Source organism: Celeribacter litoreus, assembly GCF_020165855.1.
Lineage (GTDB): Bacteria > Pseudomonadota > Alphaproteobacteria > Rhodobacterales > Rhodobacteraceae > Celeribacter > Celeribacter litoreus.
This window is the reverse complement of sequence record NZ_JAIUFY010000014.1, coordinates 87,555-108,274: the sequence shown is the minus strand read 5'-3', so window position 1 is coordinate 108,274 and position 20,720 is coordinate 87,555. Positions and strand designations below refer to the sequence as shown.

The following is a 20,720-nucleotide window of genomic DNA, read 5'->3' as shown; positions in this document are numbered from 1 at the left end:
GAAAAGGAGAGCGTGATGCGGACAGGTTTTTTATGGACGGTGGGATTTGCCCTTTGGTCTGGCGCGGCAGCGGCACAATCGGACTATGACACTTGCGTCGCGCTGAACGCGAACACGCAGCCCGAGGCGACCATCGCGGCGTGCTCAACGGCGCTTGAGGCGCCTCTCTTGGATTTCGAGCGTGCTGAAGCACTCGCGTCTCGTGGGGTCGCATGGCGGCAGCTCGGCGAGAACGGGAAGTCGTTGCGCGATTTGCGGCGTGCGAAGGGCCTAGACGCGACCCCGAATACGCAGCGGATGCTCGCGTGGACGTGGCATGAGCTCGGTTATGACAAGACGGCGGAATGGCTCTACACGCGGGTTCTAAAGGAAGACCCGAACATGCAGGGCTATCTGTCGCGCTGTGTGGTGCGGCTCGATCTCGGGAAGATTGAAGAGGCCTCGACGGATTGTGCAGAGGCGATGGAGCTCGACAGCGAGAGCGAGGATGTCATCTATTTCTATGCCCGCTCCCTGAACCTTACCGGCCTTTTCGAGGATGCGTTGGGGGTCTCCAACTGGGGGCTGGAACTGTTCGGGGAGACGAGTGCGCGTTTGCATGTGGAGAATGCTTTGGCGCTCTATGGGATGGGGCGGGTTGATGAGGCCATCGCGAAGGCCGCTGCAGCGCATGAGGCCTTTCCGGACGATGAGAGCCTCATCCAGTTTCTTGCTCTGACAGAAGGCTTCTAGTCCGCCAAGCGGATCGGGCTTGCGTCCAAGGCTGCGGCTTGCTCCGCGCTCAGGGCGGAGGGTTCGACGACTTGGGTGTGGATGGTGAACACGACGGCGCGGGTTTCCGGCAGGCGGATGAGGCACTGGCGTTCGACGCGGATGAATTTCGACGTTGCCTGTCCGTGGCGATACTCCCCCTCGGACCGCGGATCAGCCAGATGTGCATCAGAGCGTGAGGCTGTGCCGCGCATGAGGCCCCTTCCCGGCTGGACCCCGTCGAGAAGGCGCTGCACACGTTTGCCAAGTTCCGGTGTGTAGACCTCAATCGGTTTGTGAATACGCATCATCGGGCGCATGAATTTTTCCGAGAGGCGCCACCCCGAGGGAAAGCAGAGGATGCCGCCGGTGAGGACGCTTTCGTCCGTTGTGCCGGTCGGGTCGGGCTGCATCAGACAGAGATCGCATTGCAGGAGCCGTCCGAGGGTTTCCAGTGGCGCGGATCGGTCGAGGGGGACTGTCACTCCATCGGGGCGGGTCACACTCTCGGGCGAAACCGTAAATCCCAGTGGAGGTAAAAGCGGCAACACGACATCAAGCAGTTCCTCTGCGGCAGGGCGCGCACTCTCATGCAGGCCCATGACCTCATCGGGCTGCGTTGCGATCAGGTGATCGCGGAGCGCCATCTGCGCAGCATAGGCGGTGTCCACCTCCAGCCAGTCATCCAAGCCGACAGGGATCACCCCAGGCAGACGGTTCGTGCGCGGGTCGGCCCAGGGAGCAAAGCTCAGCTCGGTTTGGAGGATCGGTGTCATATCCGGATGCTGCGCCCGTTTTGGTCCGCCGGAAAGGTCCAGAGACCCCAATCCTTGAGGCCAGAAGTTTAGCCCTTGTAAACATCTTCCAGCGGCGGGGCCGTGAGGACGAATTGGTTGTCCGACCCCACGTAATTGTCGCCGTGCAGACGCGCTATCGGCTGATAGACCTCCGGATTGACGTAGCGCCCCTCGGCGTCGAGACAGTCGCGGCGCACATGCATGTGGACGACCTCACCGATGACGAGGACGCGCGACGGCCAGTCGAGCAGGCGTTCCGTGCGGCATTCAAAGACACATGACGCGCCCTTGATACGCGGGGCGGCGATTTTGGCGCAGGGTTCCGTTTCGACACCAGCAAGTGCGAGCTCATCGACTCCCGACGGCACAGTCAAACCGGCGACGAGCATCGCCTCGGAAAGATCCATATCAACCATATGGATCGCGAATTCCCCTGTGTGCCTGATGTTTGCGGCCGTGTCCTTTTCCTGCTCCGGCTTGGACGCGATCCCGAGCACCAAGAGCGGCGGCTCTGACGACATCACGTTGAAAAAGCTCATCGGCGCCGCATTGTGCGATCCGTCCGGATTGACCGTGGTCACAAGCGCAATCGGACGCGGGCCAACGAAATTGGTCAACAGCCGGTAACGGTCCCGCGTCGGGAGGGTTTCAAAGTCGAATTGCATCTGTGCCTGTTCCTTCTCAGTCGCGCGTAAAGAAACAGGCTTTGACCCGAATGACAATGTAGGATGGCTGCCTCAGAGGACCGAGAGCACCGCCTCCGGCGGACGACCAAGCGCCACGCCCTTCTCCGTTTCGACCACAGGCCGCTCCATCAGGCGTGGGTGCGCGGCAATGGCGTCGAGAATGGCGTCAGGGTCGGATTTCGCTGTGATCCCGAGTTCTTTTGCCTCCGCTTCTTTAGCGCGCAGGAACGCACTCGCCGGAAGACCGGAGCGGTCCACAAACTCTGCGAGCTTCTCCCGCGAAACCGGAGTGTCCAGATAGAGGATGACCTCTGGCGCAACGCCTGCATCCTCCACCAATTTCAATGTCTCACGCGATTTGGAACATCTCGGATTGTGATAAATTTTCGCCATCTCAGCCTCTCAAATCATTGTTGGAAACAGTCTATTTCCACTGAAAATCAAACAAAAGATCAAAATATGCGCCCTTTTTTGATATATTTGTGTGGGGGAGAAAAAAATGAAACACAATCTACCGCACATACCGCTGCCGGTCACCGAACTGATGCTTTTGCTGGCTTTCTTCGCAATGATGGCTCTCGCAGGGTGAGAATACATATCACTGCCTGAATGCGTCGGATTTTCAAGGACTTCACCAGTCATCACTCCTGTTGAACGCGACCCCGCGCCCGCGTAAGCTTGTGCGCAGATTGCGATCTAATTTTAGGGGGGAGGACACAGATGTCCGACAACAATTTCGGATTCGACACGACTCAAATTCACGCAGGAACGGAGCCTGATCCGGCAACCGGTGCCCGTCAGGTGCCGATTTATCAAACGACGGCCTATGTTTTCAAAGATGCAGAACATGCCGCACGGCTCTTCAACCTCGAAGAAGTCGGCTACATCTATTCGCGCCTGACCAACCCGACGGTGGCCGCGCTGCAAAACCGCATTGCCGCTCTTGAGGGCGGTGCCGGGGCTGTGTGCTGTTCGTCCGGTCACGCGGCGCAGATTATGGCGCTTTTCCCGCTCATGGCACCGGGCAAGAATGTCGTGGCCTCAACCCGTCTCTACGGCGGCACGCTCACGCAGTTCACCCAGACCTTCAAACGCTTCGGCTGGTCCGCGAAACTCGTGGATTTTGACGATTTCGACGCGGTGCGCGATGCGATTGATGAGAACACGCAGGCGCTCTTCTGTGAGAGCCTATCGAACCCGGCGGGCGCGATCATGGATCTCGACGCGCTCGGCGAGATTGCCAAGAACGCCGGCATTCCGTTCATCGTCGATAACACGGCCGCGACACCCTATCTCTGCAACCCGATCAAGCACGGGGCCACGCTCGTCGTTCATTCGACCACGAAATACCTGACCGGCAACGGCACCGTCACGGGCGGCGCCATCGTAGATAGCGGCAATTTCGACTGGATGGCCTCGGACAAATTCCCCTCGCTGTCTAAGCCGGAACCGGCCTATCACGGGTTGTGCTTTGCCGAGGCGCTCGGGCCCATGGCCTTCACCTTCCACTCCATCGCCATCGGGCTGCGCGATCTGGGCATGACGATGAACCCGCAGGGCGCGCATTACACGCTCATGGGGATCGAAACCCTGAGCCTGCGGATGCAGAAGCACGTCCAAAACGCACGCGAGATTGCGAACTGGCTCGAAGGTGATGACCGCATCGAGGCAGTGACCTACTCCGGCCTGCCCTCTTCGCCCTACTACGACCGCATGACACGCATTTGTCCGCGCGGTGCAGGTGCTCTGTTCACCGTCGCGCTCAAAGGCGGTTATGATGCCTGTGTCGAGACCGTGGGCAAGCTCAAGCTCTTCTCGCACGTCGCGAACCTCGGAGATGCGCGCTCCCTTGTGATCCATCCGGCATCGACGACGCACCGTCAGCTTGCGCCGGAAGAGCAGATCAAGGCAGGGGCAGGTCCGAACATCCTGCGCCTTTCCATCGGCATTGAGGACGCAAAAGACCTGATCGCCGATCTGGATCAGGCGCTGAGCTAAGCGATCCTACTGAATTTCTAAGAAGCCCGTCATGGACACATGGCGGGCTTTTTCGTGCGCGCACAAAATATGAACATCGGATATCTTGCCAAATCACTTATGGTGAACATACCATGAACACATGAGCAGGTTATCGTTAGAACAAAAACTCGCCATCCTCTCGGACGCGGCGAAATATGATGCCTCCTGCGCGTCGAGCGGGGGGCAGAAACGCAACTCGAGAGACGGCAAGGGCATCGGATCGGTGACAGGGTCCGGCATTTGTCATGCCTACACGCCGGACGGGCGGTGCATCAGCCTGCTCAAAATCCTGATGACCAATTTCTGCATCTATGACTGCGTCTATTGCGTCAATCGGGTGAGTTCGAACGTGCAACGCGCGCGGTTTGCGCCGGAGGAAGTCGTCACGCTCACCCTCGAATTCTATCGCCGGAATTATATCGAGGGGCTGTTCCTGTCGTCGGGCATCATCAAGAGCCCCGATGACACCATGGCCGACATGGTGCGGATCGCCAAACTCCTGCGCACGGAGCACGGGTTTCGCGGCTACATCCACCTCAAAACTATTCCAGACGCCGCACCGCATCTCATTGAGGAGGCGGGGCTTTACGCGGACCGCCTGTCGATCAATGTGGAACTGCCCACCGACAATGGCGTCAAAACATTTGCCCCCGAAAAAGACCCCGTGCAGATCCGCCGTGCCATGCGGGAGGTGAAAGAACAAAAAGACGCCCGCAAGGACCGCAGCCACACCGGAAAGCGCCCGCCGAAATTTGCCCCTGCCGGTCAGTCGACCCAGATGATCGTGGGCGCGGACGGGGCCAATGACACAACGATCCTACGCACCTCAAGCCGTCTCTACACAGGCTACCGCCTAAAACGCGTCTACTATTCTGCCTTCTCCCCCATTCCGGATAGCTCAAGCGCCCTGCCCCTCATCAAGCCGCCTCTGGTGCGGGAGCATCGTCTCTACCAGGCCGACTGGCTCCTCCGGTTCTACGGGTTCGATGTGGAGGAGATCACGGATAGCGGGACGGCGGATGGCAATCTCGATCTCGACATTGATCCGAAACTCGCCTGGGCGCTCAAGAACCGGCATGTATTTCCGGTGGATGTGAACCGCGCGGATCGGGAGATGCTTTTGCGCATCCCAGGCATTGGTCAGCGGAGCGTCGGGCGCATTCTTTCCACCCGTCGGCACCGCACGCTGCGCTATGACGATCTGCGGCGCATGGGGGCCAACCTCAAACAGGCGCGGCCGTTTATATCGCTCTTGGACTGGCATCCGCGCGGGCTCACGGACACGGAACACCTGCGCGCCCGCTTTGCGCCGCAGCCTCAGCAGCTTCAGCTTTTGTAACATGAGCTACCGCATCACCCTGCCTGAGATGGACACCTTCACCGCGTGGCGCGACGTCGCGCGGCGGCTCATCAGTGCGAACATCCCGCCGGAGGAAGTGCTCTGGTCCCGTGGCGCAGGCGAAAAAGACCTGTTCGCCCGTCCCCTGCCCCCGCTCCCCAAGAGCACGATCCCTGTACCGAAGTCTTTCGTCTCGCTCGCGCGTCTTTCGATCTGGCACTGCGATCACACGCGGTTTCATCAGCTTTACGCCCTGCTTTGGGCCTTGCGCTCGGATCGGACGTTGATCGAGGATCGCGGTGACATTCGGATCAGTCGACTGAACCGCATGGCCAAAGAGGTCGGGCGAGACCGGCACAAGATGCACGCCTTCCTCCGCTTTCGCGAGATCGGCGACCCCGATGCCCCGCGCCGCCGCTTTGCCGCGTGGTTTGAGCCGAGCCATTACACGCTCGAACCCGCGTTGCCGTTCTTTACGGACCGGTTCGGGGATATGGATTGGTCCATCTTCACCCCCGACCTGAGCGCGCATTTCGTGGATGGTAAGGTGCAGTTGGCGGAGGGCGTCGACAAACCGGACTTCCCGATAGATGCGACAGAAGACCTCTGGCGCGTCTATTTCCGAAACATCTTCAACCCCGCGCGGGTGAAGCTCACCGCGATGACCTCGGAAATGCCGAAGAAATATTGGGCCAATATGCCGGAGGCATCCGAGATTCCGGACCTTATCGCAACTGCGGAGGCCCGCGTGAGGGCCATGGCCGACGCCGCGCCGACCGTCGCCCCGAAACGCGCGGAAGTCATTAAAGCACGCGGGAAAACGCGTGACGACTAACGATCACTCGGACGCTTTGGCGATTTCCGGCAGGATCTGGTTTTCCATGACCGACACGGTGATTGGACCGGCAAAGCGGAACCGGATGCGCCCCTCTGCGTCCACGACATAAGTCTCTGGCACGCCATACAGACCCCATTCGAGCGCCGTGCGCCCCGGTTCGTCCTGTGCAACCGCATCGAACGGATCGCCAAGCTCGCCGAGGAATTTGACCGCGTTCGTCGCCTCGTCCTTGTAGTTGATGCCGTAGATCGTGACGCCTTGATCGGCGAGCGCCTCAAGCTGCGGATGCTCCGCACGGCACGGCGCGCACCACGACGCCCAATAGTTCACGAGCTTCACGCCCCCATCGCGCAGCATGTCATCTGTCAGCGGTGTCAAATCCGCGAGTGGCGTCACAGCCTCAATTGACGGAGCCACGCGGCCGATCTGCGCCGACGGCAGTTGCTCTGCATCCTCGCGGCCCATGCCGAACATGAACAGGCCCGCAAGCCCGAGGAACAGAACCGGCGGGAGCGCCATGAGAGGGTTGATTTTAGCCATTGCGACGCGCCTCAGCTTCTTTCAATTGACGTTTGATTTTTGTGGACCGTGCGAGTGAGCGCCAGATCAGCGCCGCCAACAACACAAAGGTTGCGCCGTAGGCCATGAGCACATCGCCGGCATATTTTCCTAGATCAGGCATTTTCGGCCCTTTCACGCAGTTCGATGGCATGGAGACGACGGGCGCGGATTTCCGTGCGGGTGCGCAGGAGCACGAGCGCGATGAACAGCAGGACAAACCCCGCAATACACACGAGCGCCGGATACCAATAGACATCCGCGACGTTTTCCTCGGCATCCATGGACAGGGACGCCCCTTGGTGCAGGCCCTGGTTCCAGAAGAGGACCGCATAGCGCGACAGGATCGCAAAGACCGACCCCACGAGGCAGAGCACAGAGGTCAGGTCGGCGGCGGTGTCGGGGTTCTCGACGGCTTCCCAAAGGGCCATGTAGCCGACGTAGAAGAGGAACAGGATCAGAAAGGACGTGAGACGCGGGTCCCATTCCCAATAGGTCCCCCACATCGGTTTCCCCCACACAGCGCCGGTGATGAGCGCGATGAGCGTCATAGTCATCCCGATAGAGGCTGCCGATTTTGCGGCCAGAACGGACACATGGTGGCGCCGAACGATCCAGATGAGCGAGGTGACCAGCATCATGGCCCAGATGTTGATCGCCATCATCGCGGCAGGGACGTGGATGTAGAAAATTTTCACAGTCGCGCCCTGACGATAGTCGTCGGGCGTAAAGAAGAAGCCCCAGACAAGACCCGCCACAAAGACCACCGCCGCGAGCACCGCGACGACCGGCAGGGCTTTGTCGGTCCAGCGCATGAACTTGCGCGGATTGGCCCATTCCCAAATAGAATTCATATTGAACGACATACGAACGTCTCTCTCCCCGATTTCGGGCTCACTTTAGGGATATGATTCCGGCTTCACAACTCACCATGCCGCGAACTTAACGGGCTGCGACTCTTAGCGCAGCCGCCGCAGCGAACGGGAGGAGCGCGATGGCCCCCGCCGTGATCCCCGCTTGAAGCGCGAGCGGCGTGCCGACGAGAAACCCCTCTGCACCTCTACGCACCACTTCAGCGCCGAAAATGAGGGTCGGGATGTAGAGCGGCAGGACGAGAAGGCTCATCAGGAGGCCACCGCGTTTGAGGCTCACCGTGAGTGCCGCGCCGAACGCGCCGATGAAGGAAAGCGCGGGCGTGCCGACCAGCAGCGTGATGATCAGCCATTTGTAGGCCGCCATATCGAGATGCAGCAAAAACCCGAGCGCAGGGGCCGCGATCACGAGCGGAAGGCCCGTGGTGATCCAATGCGCGAGCGCCTTCACAGCAACCACGCCTTCGAGCGGGATCGGCGCGGTCAGGAGCAGATCGAGAGAGCCGTCCTCATAATCAAGCGCAAACATCCGGTCGAGCGACAGAAGACAGGCGAGCAGCGCGCCCACCCACAAGATACCCGGCGCAATGATCTGCAACTGGGCGCTATCGGGTCCGACCCCAAAGGGCACGAGGGTCACGAGGATCAGGAAGAACCCAAGGCCAAGCCCAAACCCGCCGCCGGAGCGGAAGGCGAGCGTGATGTCACGCCAAAACAGCCGGATCATAGGAACGCCCCGTCTTTGTCATCTTCGAAATCGTCAAAGCTTGTATCGAAATCGTTCCGCACCACGTCGTGGCGGGCTTTGAACGGGGTGACGTCGAAAACCGTTTCTTCAAAGCCGAGATCAATATGGGTCGCGATGATTGCGGCTCCGCCTTTCGCCACGTGCTCTTTGACGGCTTCCGCGAAAATCGCGACGGACGCTTTGTCGAGCGAGACAGTCGGCTCGTCGAGCACCCAAATCGGGCGCTGTGTCACCATGAGGCGCGCGAGGCCAAGGCGACGTTTCTGCCCCGCTGACAGGTTCCCCGCCGGACGATCTCGGAGCGCTTCGAGGTTGAAATGCTTGAGTGCGGGGGCGATGTCGCCGCCGCCATAGACGCCAGACCAAAAGCTCAGGTTCTCCGTCACCGTCAACGTCGCCTTCAACCCGTCGGCGTGCGCGGCGTAGGCCACCGCGTCGGGATCGGACGTGACAGCGCCCGCAAACGGCGGCTGTAATCCCGCGAGCGTGCGCAAGAGCGTCGTTTTGCCCGCGCCGTTCGGACCACGGAGCACGAGAATTTCACCGGCCTTAACCGCGAACGTCAGCCCCTCGAGAACCGGAAGCCCGCCGCGCGAGACGGCCAGATCAGTGACAGAAATAAAACTCATGAGGGCCACTCTATAGAGCGTTTCGGCTCAGGCAAACTGATTAGGATCAAACCGGCAAAAGCGCGACCGCAACGCGGCGCCCCTCAGACGCGAGCACATTGTAGGTGCGGGCGGCTGTGGGGGTCGCCATATGCTCTATCCCGAGACCGGCTTCGTCCATCGGTTCACGGAACGCTTTCGGCAGGTGCGTCATTTCGGGCCCCGTGCCGACGATCACGAAATCAACGCGCTCACGGATTTCCAAGAGCGCCTCCGTGTCGGTATAGCCGCCCCAAGGAATGACTTGTTCCCCGAACACGAGGATCGCGCCTTCATAGGCCTTGCCCGCGACGCGAAACATGTTCGGGCCGTAGCCGTCGACCGGCACTGCGCCTTCAAATGGCATCTCGTTGAATTGCATGGCGTCCTCCTAATGTCAGCAAAGGCCCGCAATCGCGGGCCTCTGTGTCTTGGTTGTCTGGTCAGATCAAACGGCGCTGCCGTCGGTCTGGATGCCTTTGGTCGGCTCTTTCTTGTCCCAGTCACGCTTCACACCGAGCCAGAGCAGGATGTTGGAGGCGACGAAGACCGACGACCACGTCCCGACCACCACGCCGAGCGTCATGGCGAACACGAACCCACGGATCACGTCGCCACCGAGCACCAGCAGAGCGATGAGCGCAATCAGGGTGGTGCCGGAGGTCATGATCGTCCGCGCAAGCGTCTCGTTGATCGACATGTTCAGAACGCCGGCGAGTTCGAGCTTTTTATACTTCCGCAGGTTCTCCCGCACGCGGTCGAACACAACCACCGTATCGTTGAGCGAGTAACCCACGATGGTCAGAAGAGCGGCGATGATCGTCAGGTCGAACTGGATGCCGAAGAGCGCGAACACACCAATGGTGATGACAACGTCGTGGACGAGCGCGGCCACAGCACCTAGCGCGAATTGCCATTCGAACCGGAGCCAGATGTAGAAGAGCACGGCAGCAATCGCGGCACAGACGGCCTCGACCGCAGTCCAGATCAATTCACCGGACACTTTCGGCCCCACGGATTCCACACTCGGGAAGGTGATCGACGGATCAACCGTTTGCAGCGCGGCTTCGACGGCAGCGACGGTTTCCGGCGTGATCGCCTCCACTTCGTCCTGGGCCTGAATGCGGACCATGGCGACGTGCTGGTTCTCATCAAAGTTCGGATCGAACACTTCGGTGATGGTGATGTCGCCGAGACCGAGATCTGCGAGCGCGTCACGATATTCACCCACGTCCACAGCCGTTTCAGACTGCGTCCGGATGGTCGTGCCGCCCTTGAAGTCGATACCGAAGTTCAGGCCAATTGCGAGGAATGCGGCCAGAGCGCCTGCGACCAGAAGGCCGGAGAAGCCGAACGAAACTTTGGCGCGTTTGAAGAAGTCAATCGCGGTCTCTGCGGGCACGAGGTGCACGCCGTTGAGCTTCCAGCCCTTACGGTTCTTGCGGCCATACCAGATGACAACCATCGCGCGGGTCACATAGATCGCGGAGAACACCGAGGTGATCAGACCGAGCGCGAGGGTGACAGCAAAGCCCTTCACCGGACCGGAACCCATGACGAACAGGATCGCAGCGGTGATGAAGGTCGTGATGTTCGCGTCCACAATGGCCGACAGCGCCTTTTCATAGCCAAGCTCGATGGCGCGGCCCGTGGATTTGGAGTTTTTCAACTCCTCGCGGATACGTTCGAAAATCAGCACGTTGGCGTCCACGGCCATACCGACCGTGAGGACGATCCCCGCGATACCAGGCAGCGTGAGCGTCGCGCCGATGGCAGACAGAAGGCCAAAGAGCAGCCCCACGTTGATCACGAGGGCGATGTTGGCAAAGATTCCGAACAGGCCATAGGCCAGCCCCATGAACAGCAGCACGGCGGCAAAGGCGACCATCGTCGCAACCTTGCCCGCGTCAATACTGTCTGCACCAAGCTCCGGCCCGATGGTCCGTTCTTCGAGGAAGTTGATCTTCGCCGGAAGCGCACCGGCACGGAGCAGCACGGCCAGTTCCGTTGCCTCTTCGACGGTGAAGGAGCCGGTGATCTGACCGGAGCCACCACGGATCGCGTCCTGAATACGCGGCGCGGAGATCACCTCGTTGTCGAGCACGATGGCAAACAGCGCACCGACGTTTTCAGCCGTGTAATCGCCGAACTTGCGCGCACCCGTCGGGTTAAAGCGGAAGGTCACAGACGGACGCCCGTTCTGGTCAAACGCCGGCTGGCTGTCCGTCAGTTCATCGCCGGAGACAACTGCGGTCTGTTCGAGAATGTAGTACACGCCGCTCTCGTTCAGAGCCGGTGCAATCATGTTGCGCGCGCCCGGGGCTTGATCCGGATCGGTGGTGCGGCCCACGACCGGATGGAACGTCAGCTTTGCCGTGGTCCCGATCAGCGACTTCAATTCAGCCGCAGAGCCAATGCCCGGCACCTGAATGAGAATACGGTTGTCGCCCTGACGCTGGATCGTCGGTTCACGCGTACCGACCTCATCCACACGGCGGCGGATGATTTCGAGCGATTGCTCCATCGTGCGTGTGTCGGTCGCGGCTTTTTCCGCCTCGGACAGTTGCACAGTGATCACGTCATCCACGGCAGAGACGTCGATGTCATCCTCACCGACAGACGACAGCGACACGACCGGAGAGCCAAGTTCGCGCACGGCCCGCAGAGCGGTCTCCATGCCCGACGGTTCCGTGATCCGCACGCGGAGCTGGCCCTCGGGCGCATCCAAACGGCGGATCGTGCCAACAGTGGCGCGTTCATCCCGCAGCGCATCGCGCACATCCGGCCAGAGCGCATCCATACGCGCTGCATAGACCTCTTCGACATTCACCTCACCGAGCAAATGCGCCCCGCCCCGCAAATCGAGACCGAGGTTCACAAGCGCCGATGGCAAAAACGACGGCCATGCATCCCGCGCTGCGGCCCGCTCGGCAGTCTCCCCCGAGGTCTCGATCGCCACGAGAGCATCGTTATGCGACTCAACGCGCGGGTAGAAGATGTTGGGAAGCGCCGTGATCAGGCCGAGGGCAACGAAGCCCCAGATCATGATCCGTTTCCAAAGAGGCATTTGCAGCATGGAGGTGTCCTAAAGACGTCGTATCAGAAATGGAAAAGGCCCGCTCAAGCGGCGGGCCTCAAAAGGTTTGCGTAGATCAGGCCTCTGCCGCAGGCTCGGTCTTGGAGACCACAGCGGCGAGGGTCGCTTTCTGGACCTTCACCTTCACGCCGTCGGCAATCTCGACTTCGACGGTGGCGTCTTCGCGCACCTTGACCACTTTGCCGAGGATGCCGCCAGCGGTCACAACCTCATCGCCGCGACGCACGGCATCAATCATTGCGCGGTGCTCTTTCATCTTTTTCTGCTGAGGACGGATCATCAGGAAATACATGATGGCGAAAATCGCGATCAGCGGCAGGAATTGGAAAGCTGCGTTGGGCGCACCGGCACCTGCGGCCTGGGCATAAGCGGGGGTCACGAACATGGTTTGGTCCCTTTATTGGTAAGGCGGATGGCCCCTCGCCACCCGTGAATTTGGCGCGCACCCTATCCGCGTGTTTGACCCTTGTCCAGCAAGAGCCCGCCGCGATGACAGGGCTTTGATCCGGCTCAGAGGAAACGCCCGCCGCGCTGGATCACTTCGATCTTGTAGCCGTCAGGGTCCGTGATGAAAAAGAACTTCGCCACACGGGTCCCAGCAGGCGCAAAATCGACAATCTTGCCCGGCGCCAACCCCGCTTCCGTCAACCGCGCATGTTCGGCCTCAAGGTCCGCCACCGACACCGCAAAATGCCCGTAGCCGTTGCCGAGGTCATAGGGCTCCACGGTGCCCTTGTTCACCGTCAACTCCAGCTCGAACGCACTCTCGGGGTTCGACATGTAAATCAGGGCAAAGTCAGGGAAATCCAGCTTGTCCGCCACCATCAACCCGAACGCTTCCTGATAAAACCGCACCGACCGCTCCTCATCGAGCACACGGATACAGGAGTGAATGGCTTTCGCAGTCATAGGGCAAGTCCTTTGGGGTTCTCAGATCAGATGTTTGGTGGTGATATAGGGGCGATCACCTGATTTTACAGAGCCTTTGCATGACTGATTTTAAAGTTACGCTAACTGATGAGCTGAATTTGGTCATAAAAGAGTATCCCTCCGCCTACGTCCCCCACAACTCCGCACTCCCTAACCCTAACTCCCCGTTGATCCCCCTCGCGCCCTGAGGCATAAGCCTCCGTGACATTCAACCACCCAAGGGACCAGACCGATGCATGACATCAAGGCCATTCGTGAAAACCCCGAAGCGTTCGACGCCGCTATGGCGCGCCGTGGACTGTCCGGGGTGTCCTCCGAGGTCCTGGGGCTCGATGCTGACCGCCGCGCGAAAATCGCCGCCGCCGAGGAAGCCAAGGCAGAGCAGAACAAAGCATCGAAACTCGTGGGCGCGGCCAAGGCCAAAGGCGACGAGGCCGAGTTTGAACGCCTCCGCGTGCTTGTGGCCGAGAAAAAGGCCGAAATCGCCCGCCTGAACGAGGAAGCCAAAGAAGAAGACGCCCGTCTCACCGAGATGCTCATGGGCCTTCCGAACATCATGTATGACGACGTGCCGGACGGGGCGGATGAGAACGACAACGTCGAGATTCACCGCTGGGGCACGCCGCGCAGCTTCGATTTCACGCCGAAAGAGCACTACGAACTCGCCGGTGTTGTGGACGGTATGGATTTCGAATCCGGTGCGAAACTCGCCGGTGCGCGCTTTGTCGTGCTGTCCGGCGCTGTGGCCCGCATCCACCGCGCGCTGGCGCAATTCATGCTCGACACCCACGTCGACGCGCATGGCCTGACCGAAGCCATCACGCCCGTCATGGTGCGCGAAGAGATGATGTACGGCACCGGCCAGCTCCCGAAATTCGGCGAGGACAGCTACAAAACCACCAACGGCTGGTGGCTGATCCCGACGGCGGAAGTGACGCTGACCAACCTCGTGAACGGCGAAGTTGTGGACGAGGCCAAACTGCCCATGCGCTACGCCGCGCACACCCAGTGCTTCCGCTCCGAGGCAGGCTCCGCCGGACGCGACACCGCCGGTATGCTTCGCCAGCACCAGTTCGAAAAGGTCGAAATGGTCTCCATCGTCCACCCGGACGAATCCGAGGCCGAACATGCCCGCATGACCGAACAGGCGCAAAACATCCTTGAGGCGCTGAACCTGCCCTACCGCACCGTGAAACTCTGCTCCGGCGATCAGGGCTTCGGCATGAAACGCACCCACGACCTCGAAGTCTGGCTGCCCGGTCAGAACAAATATCGCGAAATCTCCTCCGTCTCCACCGCAGGCGACTACCAAGCCCGCCGCATGAACGCCCGTTTCAAACCGAAAGACGGCGGCAAGCCGGAATTCGTACACACGCTCAACGGCTCCGGCCTCGCGGTCGGTCGTACGCTCATCGCGGTGCTAGAGAACGGCCAGAACGAAGACGGCTCTGTCACCCTGCCAGAGGCTCTGTCGCCCTACCTGCGCGGCAAGCTGACGCTGACCGCCGAGGGCACCCTCGCCTGATCTTCTTCTTGGCACAAATACTCATTCAAAGGCGCCCCATCGGGCGCCTTTTTTCATGCTGTTTTCAAACAGAAATGAACCAAACACGGGCCTCGCGCGTTTTCTTCCCAAAGAGGAAAATCCCATGCGCCTGACACCCCTGCTCGCTTTCATCTCCGCCCTCGCCTTCGCCATCGTCGGCCCTCTCATCGCGCCGGATTTCAAAGGCTATGACCCCGCCGACTTCCCGATCCCGCAAACGAATGCGCCAATCGGACCCGCGGGCTATGCGTTTTCCATCTGGGGCGTGATTTACCTCTGGCTGATCATCTCCACCGGCTTCGGCCTCTTCCGCCGCGCAACTGCGACTGACTGGGAACCCATGCGCGCGCCACTGATTGCGGCCCTCGTCATCGGCACACCGTGGCTCACCATCGCGACCATGTCCCCGATTGCAGCGACCGTGCTGATCTACCTGATGCTCCTCGGCGCCATTATCGCGATGCAGAAGGCGCCCGTCCTTGATCCGTGGCTGGCCCGCGCCCCCGTCGCGCTCTTTGCGGGTTGGCTCACAGCCGCCTCCTTTGCCTCCCTTGGTTATGTCGGCGCGGGCTATGGCATCTTCTTCGGGGACGTCACATGGGCCTATATCTGCCTCGCCGGTGCGCTCCTGACCACCATGCTCGTCGCACGCACCCGTCCGGATGCGCCGCTCTATCCGCTCGGCGTTGCGTGGGCACTGATTGGGATCGTCGTAAAGAACTGGGGATCTGAATGGGGTGTGGCGATCTTTGCCGGTCTCGGGGCGCTCTGGCTGCTTGCCTACGCGCTCAGAGGTCTGCGCCGCCATGAGATGCAACCGCATCATGTGTGAGCGCCCGCTCGGCCAGCGCGACAACACCGTCGGAGAGCGGCAGAGCGCCGCTCTTCATATCATCTAAGCTGCTCCAACACACAGCGGCGGCATCATCCGCGGCAACAGCCTCTCCCACTGCATCCGCACAGAGGATCGCGATAAGGAGAAAGTTATGATCCGGCGTGATCAGGCTGCGCTCTCCGAGTGAGGTCACACCCCGCGCGGTGATCCCCGTCTCCTCGAATAGCTCGCGCTCCGCCGCCTCTGTGATGCTCTCGCCAAGCTCGACATGACCGCCCGGAAAGCCCCATTTGCCGAGGTCTGGTTCCTTGCTGCGCTGGACGAGCAAAAACCGCCCGTCCCGCACACAGACCGCAAGCGCGCCAAGTTTCGGCAACTGGCTCACAGTGTGGCTCACTCTGCGGCTTTCTGTTTGGTTTTCTTAGACTTTCCGCGAGTCGCGATCTTCTCCAACATCGGCTTGAGATACCGCCCCGTATGAGACGCCTCAACCGCCGCGACTTCTTCCGGAGTGCCGGTCGCCACAATGCGCCCGCCGCCATCGCCGCCCTCGGGACCGATATCGATGATGTGGTCGGCGGTCTTGATGACGTCAAGGTTGTGTTCGATGACGATCATCGAGTTGCCCTGATCCACCAACTCGTGCAGCACTTCGAGTAGCTTCTTCACGTCTTCGAAATGCAGACCAGTCGTGGGCTCATCGAGGATATAGAGCGTCCGGCCCGTGGAGCGTTTCGCCAACTCCTTAGACAGCTTAACGCGCTGCGCCTCCCCGCCCGAAAGCGTGGTCGCCTGTTGGCCGACTTTGATATAGCCGAGGCCCACACGCATGAGCGCATCCATCTTTTCACGGATGCTCGGCACGGCTTTGAAGAACTCCTGCGCGTCCTCGACTGTCATGTCGAGCACGTCCGCAATGCTCTTGCCCTTGAACTGGATTTCGAGCGTCTCGCGGTTGTAGCGTTTGCCCTTACAAGTTTCGCATTCGACATAGACGTCGGGGAGGAAGTGCATCTCGATCTTGATCACCCCGTCGCCCTGACAGGCCTCACACCGCCCGCCTTTGACGTTGAAGGAGAAGCGCCCCGGTTTGTAACCCCGCGCCTTCGCCTCCGGCAGACCGGCGAACCAGTCGCGGATCGGGGTGAAAGCCCCTGTGTAGGTGGCTGGGTTGGAGCGCGGTGTGCGACCGATGGGACGCTGGTCAATGTCGATGACTTTATCGAGATGTTCCAAACCCTTGATCGTCTCGCAGGGCGCAGGCGTCTGGCGCGCGCCATTGAGCTTCATGGAGGCGGTTTTGAACAGTGTCTCGATGGTGAGCGTCGATTTCCCGCCACCCGACACACCAGAGACCACGAGGAACTGGCCGAGCGGGAAGTCCGCCGTCACCTCTTTGAGGTTGTTGCCGGTCGCTTTTACGACGGTGATTTTCTTGCCATTGCCCCTGCGCCGTTCTGCGGGCACCGCGATCTCGCGCGTGCCGGACAGGTATTGACCGGTGAGAGAGGCGGCATCGCCTTCGATCGCTTTCGGCGTGCCCTTGGACACGACCTGACCGCCGTGGACACCCGCGCCCGGCCCCATGTCGAAGACGTAGTCGGCTTCGCGGATCATGTCCTCGTCATGCTCGACGACGATCACGGTGTTGCCCTGATCGCGGAGGTTCTTGAGCGTGCCGATCAGACGGTCGTTGTCACGCTGGTGCAGACCGATGGACGGCTCGTCGAGCACATAGAGCACGCCCTGAAGGCCGGAGCCGATCTGCGACGCGAGGCGGATACGTTGGCTTTCCCCGCCCGACAGCGTCCCCGCATTGCGCGACATGGTGAGGTATTCGAGACCCACGTTGTTGAGAAACCCGAGGCGTTCGCGGATTTCCTTCACGATGGCGCGGGCAATCTCCTGCTTCTGCGGGCTGAGGGTCTCCATCACGCCGTCGATCCACGCGTAGGCCTCTCGGATCGACTTTTCGACCACCTGCCCGACGTGATGCTGGTCGATCTTCACCGCCAGCGCCTCTTCGCGGAGACGATAGCCGCCGCAATGCCCGCAAGGGCGGTTGTTCTGATAGCGTTCGAATTCCTCGCGCACCCAGCTCGAGTCCGTCTCGCGGTAGCGGCGTTCCATGTTGGGGATCACGCCCTCGAAAGTGCGCTCCACCTGATAGACGCGGCCTCCATCGTCATAGCGGAACTGGATTTCCTCCTCGCCGGAACCGTAGAGGAACATTTTCTGAACCTTGGCAGGCAGGCTCTTCCAAGGGGTCGAGGGTTTGAACCCATAGTGTTTGGCCAGTGCTTCGATGGTCTGGAGGAAATAGGGCGTCTTGCCTTTGCGCCATGGCGCAATCGCACCATCGGCCACTTTGAGCGCCGCATCCGGCACGACGAGACGTTCGTCAAAGAATAGTTCAACGCCCAAACCATCGCAGTGAGGGCACGCACCGAAGGGCGCGTTGAACGAAAACAGGCGCGGTTCGATTTCCGGAATCGTGAACCCCGACACCGGGCAGGCGAAGTTTTCGGAAAAGGTAATGCGCTCCGGTTCGCTGTCGTCGCGCGGCGCGGTCTCTAGGATCGCGATCCCGTCTGCGAGATCAAGCGCTGTGCGCATGCTGTCTGCCAGTCGTGTCTCCAAACCTTCACGCACGACGATCCGATCCACGACCACGTCGATGTTGTGGCGGAACTTTTTGTCGAGGGTCGGCGGTTCATCGAGGTCATAGAACTCGCCATCGACCTTCACACGCTGGAAGCCCTGCTTGCGCAGTTCGAGAAACTCTTTGCGGTATTCCCCTTTGCGGTCACGGACGATGGGGGCAAGGAGATAGCCGCGCGTCCCCTCTTCGAGCCGCATGGTGATGTCCACCATGTCCTGCACCTGCTGGGCCTCGATCGGCTCTCCTGTGGCGGGGCTGTAGGGCGTTCCTGCGCGGGCAAAGAGCAGACGCAGGTAGTCGTAAATCTCCGTCACTGTGCCGACAGTCGACCGCGGGTTTTTCGATGTGGTCTTTTGCTCGATCGAGATCGCGGGAGACAGACCGGAGATGTGGTCCACATCCGGCTTGCCCATCATGTCGAGGAACTGACGCGCATAGGCGGAGAGGCTCTCCACATAGCGGCGCTGGCCCTCTGCGTATATCGTATCAAAAGCGAGAGAGGACTTGCCGGATCCGGACAGCCCCGTGATCACCACGAGCTCATCGCGCGGGATATCGACATCCACGCTCTTGAGATTGTGCTCACGCGCGCCGCGCACTTCGATAGACTTTAATTCGGCCATGGCCCCATCCGCTCTTTCTGAACATGTCCTATCTAGGAGAGGACGCGCATCTATCCAACCAGAAACTGAGAACATAACAAGAACTTTTGATCGTCTCGCAAGAAATTTCATCCGTTTTGCGGAGGAGACGGACCTGCGTGCGGCTCTAGGTGACTTCATCACAGACAGAGCCCCCGTGCAGCCGTAAAACGAAGGCAACTGAAAAGACATGACTGCAAAGGAAATGCACTATGTTCGGATTGTTTGGCGGCGGGCCGAAAATCTCCGTCGAAGATGTGAAGGCCGGTCTGGATGCTGGCACGACCGTGCTCGTGGATGTGCGCGACAAAATGGAGCTGCACATGTCCGGAACCGCGAAGGGCGCGATCCACGCCCCGCTCCCCGACCTGCAGCGTCTCTGTGATCCCAACTCACCGACCTGCCTGCCGGAAATGAAAGACACCAAGACGAAGAAGGTTCTCTACTGCGCCTCCGGCGCCCGCTCTTCGAGCGGAGTGAGCCTCCTGAAACGTCTCGGTCATGAGGACGTTGAAAACCTCGGCGGCCTGCACAACTGGGTCTCCGGCGGCGGTGAGCTGCACAACGTCTGAGGGGCATAGGCCCCACAAAAGATAACGCGCCACATCATCCTCCCGACGTGGCGCGTTTCATTTTCTGTGATCGAAGATCCGAACCGCTAAGCCGCCTTCACAAAGCTTCGGGCCTTTACTGGGCGGCCTCGGACACTGTGCCTTCAAGCTTGGCACCGTCAGAGCGCGTCGCAGTGTCTGAAGCTTCGTCATCCGGTCCCATGTAGAGTGAACGCCGCGCTGTAAATCGACCGGCGATAAAGCGCATGAACTCTGTCACACGGGGCACGTGGCGCAAGTCGGGGTGCGTGAGAACCCAAACCGGAGTGTGATCCGACAAAGGAATGCCCGGCACACGCACGAGCCCCTGATCGGACTCGCCGAGGAAGTTCGACGTGCGCACCATGCCGACACCTTTGCGGGCAAGCGCCATGGCGGACAACATGTCATCGGTTTTGATCGCAGGCCGACACGGCGGCAGGTCGGAGAACAACCCGGCAGGCGAAGTCGCAAACCATGCGGAGAATGCGATGTAGGGCAGCACGGTGTCCGTGTCCTTGCGGTCGAGCACATCCTGATATTTCTCGATGAACTCGGGCGACGCGAACCAACCGGCGCGCTGGCGCGTGACCATTCGGCCCCAAAGGCTTTCTTCCGGCGATTGCGTCACACGGATCGCAACATCGGCTTCACGGCGGTGGAGGTTCAGAACCTCTGTCGCGCCGAGAAGATGCACATCGATCCCGGGGTGTAGGCGTTTGAATTCGCGAATGTCATCCGCAAAATGATCACCGGACAAGAGCGGCGGCGTCGTGATCTTCAGTTCACCCTGTTCGGTCTCGTCGCGCGCAGCCAGAGCCATGTCGAGGGCGACCATGCGCGCTTCGACTTCTTCGGCGTGGGCAATTGCGACCTGACCAGCCTCCGTGGCCTGAAGGCCGGAGGCAAGACGGGTGAAGAAGCGCACACCGGCGGCATCTTCGGCCTTTGCAAGTTGGCGGGACACGGTGGCGTGGTTGACACCAAGCACGCGAGCGGCGCCGGACAGGCCGCCCTCACGCGCAACCGCGAGAATGTAACGAAGAGAATCCCAATCAGTCATGTAGGTCAGATTACATGACCCGCATTTATGCACAAGAGGGGCGCGAATTATTAAGAGCATCACAGATCGTGATGAATGCGCGCGAGGGGTGCATGAATTTAT

General features: G+C 60.4%; 22 protein-coding genes. 7 read left to right on the top strand and 15 right to left on the bottom strand.

What is annotated here, in order from left to right; translation table 11 throughout:
- Positions 1 to 15: 15 nt before the first annotated feature.
- Positions 16 to 732 (top strand): tetratricopeptide repeat protein, encoded by a 717-nt coding sequence (locus LA304_RS14135; RefSeq protein WP_224503817.1) that lies wholly within the window; start codon positions 16 to 18, stop codon positions 730 to 732.
- On the opposite strand, the gene LA304_RS14130 is transcribed toward LA304_RS14135, so the two are convergent.
- The 3 genes from LA304_RS14130 to arsC form a co-directional block, all read right to left on the bottom strand.
- Positions 729 to 1,526, bottom strand: a complete 798-nt coding sequence (locus tag LA304_RS14130) for a heme-dependent oxidative N-demethylase family protein (protein ID WP_224503816.1) — start codon at positions 1,524 to 1,526, stop codon at positions 729 to 731. The genes LA304_RS14135 and LA304_RS14130 overlap by 4 nt on opposite strands.
- Before the next feature lie 68 nt (positions 1,527 to 1,594).
- Positions 1,595 to 2,212: a flavin reductase family protein gene (locus LA304_RS14125; RefSeq protein WP_224503815.1), complete on the bottom strand. Its 618-nt coding sequence runs from the start codon at positions 2,210 to 2,212 to the stop codon at positions 1,595 to 1,597.
- A gap of 72 nt (positions 2,213 to 2,284) precedes the next feature.
- Positions 2,285 to 2,626, bottom strand: a complete 342-nt coding sequence (gene arsC, locus LA304_RS14120) for an arsenate reductase (glutaredoxin) (RefSeq protein WP_224503814.1) — start codon at positions 2,624 to 2,626, stop codon at positions 2,285 to 2,287.
- A 327-nt stretch (positions 2,627 to 2,953) separates the two neighbouring features.
- Between arsC and LA304_RS14115 the strand changes: the two genes are divergently transcribed.
- The 3 genes from LA304_RS14115 (at position 2,954) to LA304_RS14105 (ending at position 6,426) form a co-directional block, all read left to right on the top strand.
- Positions 2,954 to 4,231 carry an O-acetylhomoserine aminocarboxypropyltransferase/cysteine synthase family protein gene (locus LA304_RS14115; RefSeq protein ID WP_224503813.1) on the top strand — a complete coding sequence of 426 codons (1,278 nt, stop codon included), beginning with the start codon at positions 2,954 to 2,956 and terminating at the stop codon, positions 4,229 to 4,231.
- Between the two features lie 121 nt (positions 4,232 to 4,352).
- Positions 4,353 to 5,591, top strand: a complete 1,239-nt coding sequence (locus LA304_RS14110; RefSeq protein WP_224503812.1) for a putative DNA modification/repair radical SAM protein — start codon at positions 4,353 to 4,355, stop codon at positions 5,589 to 5,591.
- Between the two features lies 1 nt (position 5,592).
- Entirely contained in the window at positions 5,593 to 6,426 is an 834-nt protein-coding gene (locus LA304_RS14105) for a TIGR03915 family putative DNA repair protein (RefSeq protein ID WP_224503811.1), read from the top strand.
- A 3-nt stretch (positions 6,427 to 6,429) separates the two neighbouring features.
- Here the strand turns inward: LA304_RS14105 and LA304_RS14100 are convergent, their stop codons facing one another.
- The 9 genes from LA304_RS14100 to LA304_RS14060 all read right to left on the bottom strand — a co-directional run bounded on the left by LA304_RS14100 (position 6,430) and on the right by LA304_RS14060 (position 13,260).
- Positions 6,430 to 6,969, bottom strand: a complete 540-nt coding sequence (locus tag LA304_RS14100; protein WP_224503810.1) for a DsbE family thiol:disulfide interchange protein — start codon at positions 6,967 to 6,969, stop codon at positions 6,430 to 6,432.
- Positions 6,962 to 7,111 carry a heme exporter protein CcmD gene (gene ccmD, locus LA304_RS14095; RefSeq protein WP_224503809.1) on the bottom strand — a complete coding sequence of 50 codons (150 nt, stop codon included), beginning with the start codon at positions 7,109 to 7,111 and terminating at the stop codon, positions 6,962 to 6,964. The genes LA304_RS14100 and ccmD overlap by 8 nt, the downstream gene beginning before the upstream one ends.
- Positions 7,104 to 7,841: a heme ABC transporter permease gene (locus LA304_RS14090; protein WP_224503808.1), complete on the bottom strand. Its 738-nt coding sequence runs from the start codon at positions 7,839 to 7,841 to the stop codon at positions 7,104 to 7,106. Before LA304_RS14090 ends, ccmD begins: the two co-directional genes overlap by 8 nt.
- An 88-nt stretch (positions 7,842 to 7,929) precedes the next feature.
- On the bottom strand, positions 7,930 to 8,586 hold the full coding sequence (gene ccmB, locus LA304_RS14085; protein WP_224503807.1) for a heme exporter protein CcmB: 657 nt from the start codon (positions 8,584 to 8,586) through the stop codon (positions 7,930 to 7,932).
- Positions 8,583 to 9,236 carry a heme ABC exporter ATP-binding protein CcmA gene (ccmA, locus tag LA304_RS14080; protein WP_224503806.1) on the bottom strand — a complete coding sequence of 218 codons (654 nt, stop codon included), beginning with the start codon at positions 9,234 to 9,236 and terminating at the stop codon, positions 8,583 to 8,585. Before ccmA ends, ccmB begins: the two co-directional genes overlap by 4 nt.
- A gap of 46 nt (positions 9,237 to 9,282) precedes the next feature.
- On the bottom strand, positions 9,283 to 9,636 hold the full coding sequence (locus LA304_RS14075; RefSeq protein WP_224503805.1) for an Mth938-like domain-containing protein: 354 nt from the start codon (positions 9,634 to 9,636) through the stop codon (positions 9,283 to 9,285).
- A gap of 66 nt (positions 9,637 to 9,702) precedes the next feature.
- Positions 9,703 to 12,330: a protein translocase subunit SecD gene (gene secD / locus LA304_RS14070; RefSeq protein ID WP_224503804.1), complete on the bottom strand. Its 2,628-nt coding sequence runs from the start codon at positions 12,328 to 12,330 to the stop codon at positions 9,703 to 9,705.
- 76 nt (positions 12,331 to 12,406) lie between these two features.
- Positions 12,407 to 12,736, bottom strand: a complete 330-nt coding sequence (yajC, locus tag LA304_RS14065; RefSeq protein ID WP_224503803.1) for a preprotein translocase subunit YajC — start codon at positions 12,734 to 12,736, stop codon at positions 12,407 to 12,409.
- Positions 12,737 to 12,861: 125 nt separating this feature from the next.
- A complete protein-coding gene (locus LA304_RS14060) occupies positions 12,862 to 13,260 on the bottom strand; it encodes a VOC family protein (protein WP_224503802.1) in 399 nt (132 codons plus the stop codon).
- Between the two features lie 253 nt (positions 13,261 to 13,513).
- On the opposite strand from LA304_RS14060, the gene serS reads away from it, so the two are divergent.
- On the top strand, positions 13,514 to 14,806 hold the full coding sequence (gene serS, locus LA304_RS14055) for a serine--tRNA ligase (RefSeq protein ID WP_224503801.1): 1,293 nt from the start codon (positions 13,514 to 13,516) through the stop codon (positions 14,804 to 14,806).
- A gap of 124 nt (positions 14,807 to 14,930) precedes the next feature.
- Positions 14,931 to 15,659: a hypothetical protein gene (locus tag LA304_RS14050; RefSeq protein WP_224503800.1), complete on the top strand. Its 729-nt coding sequence runs from the start codon at positions 14,931 to 14,933 to the stop codon at positions 15,657 to 15,659.
- Here LA304_RS14050 and LA304_RS14045 read toward each other — a convergent pair.
- Positions 15,616 to 16,059, bottom strand: a complete 444-nt coding sequence (locus LA304_RS14045; protein ID WP_224503799.1) for an NUDIX hydrolase — start codon at positions 16,057 to 16,059, stop codon at positions 15,616 to 15,618. The genes LA304_RS14050 and LA304_RS14045 overlap by 44 nt on opposite strands.
- Positions 16,056 to 18,947: an excinuclease ABC subunit UvrA gene (gene uvrA, locus LA304_RS14040; RefSeq protein WP_224503798.1), complete on the bottom strand. Its 2,892-nt coding sequence runs from the start codon at positions 18,945 to 18,947 to the stop codon at positions 16,056 to 16,058. Before uvrA ends, LA304_RS14045 begins: the two co-directional genes overlap by 4 nt.
- Positions 18,948 to 19,177: 230 nt before the next feature.
- On the opposite strand from uvrA, the gene LA304_RS14035 reads away from it, so the two are divergent.
- Positions 19,178 to 19,537, top strand: a complete 360-nt coding sequence (locus tag LA304_RS14035; RefSeq protein WP_224503797.1) for a rhodanese-like domain-containing protein — start codon at positions 19,178 to 19,180, stop codon at positions 19,535 to 19,537.
- Between the two features lie 115 nt (positions 19,538 to 19,652).
- On the opposite strand, the gene LA304_RS14030 is transcribed toward LA304_RS14035, so the two are convergent.
- Positions 19,653 to 20,618: a LysR family transcriptional regulator gene (locus tag LA304_RS14030; protein ID WP_224503796.1), complete on the bottom strand. Its 966-nt coding sequence runs from the start codon at positions 20,616 to 20,618 to the stop codon at positions 19,653 to 19,655.
- Positions 20,619 to 20,720: the final 102 nt, after the last annotated feature.

What these genes read in the sequence shown, in the direction of transcription:
- LA304_RS14135 (WP_224503817.1), top strand. Translation starts at nt 16, where the DNA reads ATGCGGACAGGTTTTTTATGGACGGTGGGATTTGCCCTTTGGTCTGGC.
- LA304_RS14130 (WP_224503816.1), bottom strand. Translation starts at nt 1,526, where the DNA reads ATGACACCGATCCTCCAAACCGAGCTGAGCTTTGCTCCCTGGGCCGAC.
- LA304_RS14125 (WP_224503815.1), bottom strand. Translation starts at nt 2,212, where the DNA reads ATGCAATTCGACTTTGAAACCCTCCCGACGCGGGACCGTTACCGGCTG.
- arsC (WP_224503814.1), bottom strand. Translation starts at nt 2,626, where the DNA reads ATGGCGAAAATTTATCACAATCCGAGATGTTCCAAATCGCGTGAGACA.
- LA304_RS14115 (WP_224503813.1), top strand. Translation starts at nt 2,954, where the DNA reads ATGTCCGACAACAATTTCGGATTCGACACGACTCAAATTCACGCAGGA.
- LA304_RS14110 (WP_224503812.1), top strand. Translation starts at nt 4,353, where the DNA reads ATGAGCAGGTTATCGTTAGAACAAAAACTCGCCATCCTCTCGGACGCG.
- LA304_RS14105 (WP_224503811.1), top strand. Translation starts at nt 5,593, where the DNA reads ATGAGCTACCGCATCACCCTGCCTGAGATGGACACCTTCACCGCGTGG.
- LA304_RS14100 (WP_224503810.1), bottom strand. Translation starts at nt 6,969, where the DNA reads ATGGCTAAAATCAACCCTCTCATGGCGCTCCCGCCGGTTCTGTTCCTC.
- ccmD (WP_224503809.1), bottom strand. Translation starts at nt 7,111, where the DNA reads ATGCCTGATCTAGGAAAATATGCCGGCGATGTGCTCATGGCCTACGGC.
- LA304_RS14090 (WP_224503808.1), bottom strand. Translation starts at nt 7,841, where the DNA reads ATGAATTCTATTTGGGAATGGGCCAATCCGCGCAAGTTCATGCGCTGG.
- ccmB (WP_224503807.1), bottom strand. Translation starts at nt 8,586, where the DNA reads ATGATCCGGCTGTTTTGGCGTGACATCACGCTCGCCTTCCGCTCCGGC.
- ccmA (WP_224503806.1), bottom strand. Translation starts at nt 9,236, where the DNA reads ATGAGTTTTATTTCTGTCACTGATCTGGCCGTCTCGCGCGGCGGGCTT.
- LA304_RS14075 (WP_224503805.1), bottom strand. Translation starts at nt 9,636, where the DNA reads ATGCAATTCAACGAGATGCCATTTGAAGGCGCAGTGCCGGTCGACGGC.
- secD (WP_224503804.1), bottom strand. Translation starts at nt 12,330, where the DNA reads ATGCTGCAAATGCCTCTTTGGAAACGGATCATGATCTGGGGCTTCGTT.
- yajC (WP_224503803.1), bottom strand. Translation starts at nt 12,736, where the DNA reads ATGTTCGTGACCCCCGCTTATGCCCAGGCCGCAGGTGCCGGTGCGCCC.
- LA304_RS14060 (WP_224503802.1), bottom strand. Translation starts at nt 13,260, where the DNA reads ATGACTGCGAAAGCCATTCACTCCTGTATCCGTGTGCTCGATGAGGAG.
- serS (WP_224503801.1), top strand. Translation starts at nt 13,514, where the DNA reads ATGCATGACATCAAGGCCATTCGTGAAAACCCCGAAGCGTTCGACGCC.
- LA304_RS14050 (WP_224503800.1), top strand. Translation starts at nt 14,931, where the DNA reads ATGCGCCTGACACCCCTGCTCGCTTTCATCTCCGCCCTCGCCTTCGCC.
- uvrA (WP_224503798.1), bottom strand. Translation starts at nt 18,947, where the DNA reads ATGGCCGAATTAAAGTCTATCGAAGTGCGCGGCGCGCGTGAGCACAAT.
- LA304_RS14035 (WP_224503797.1), top strand. Translation starts at nt 19,178, where the DNA reads ATGTTCGGATTGTTTGGCGGCGGGCCGAAAATCTCCGTCGAAGATGTG.
- LA304_RS14030 (WP_224503796.1), bottom strand. Translation starts at nt 20,618, where the DNA reads ATGACTGATTGGGATTCTCTTCGTTACATTCTCGCGGTTGCGCGTGAG.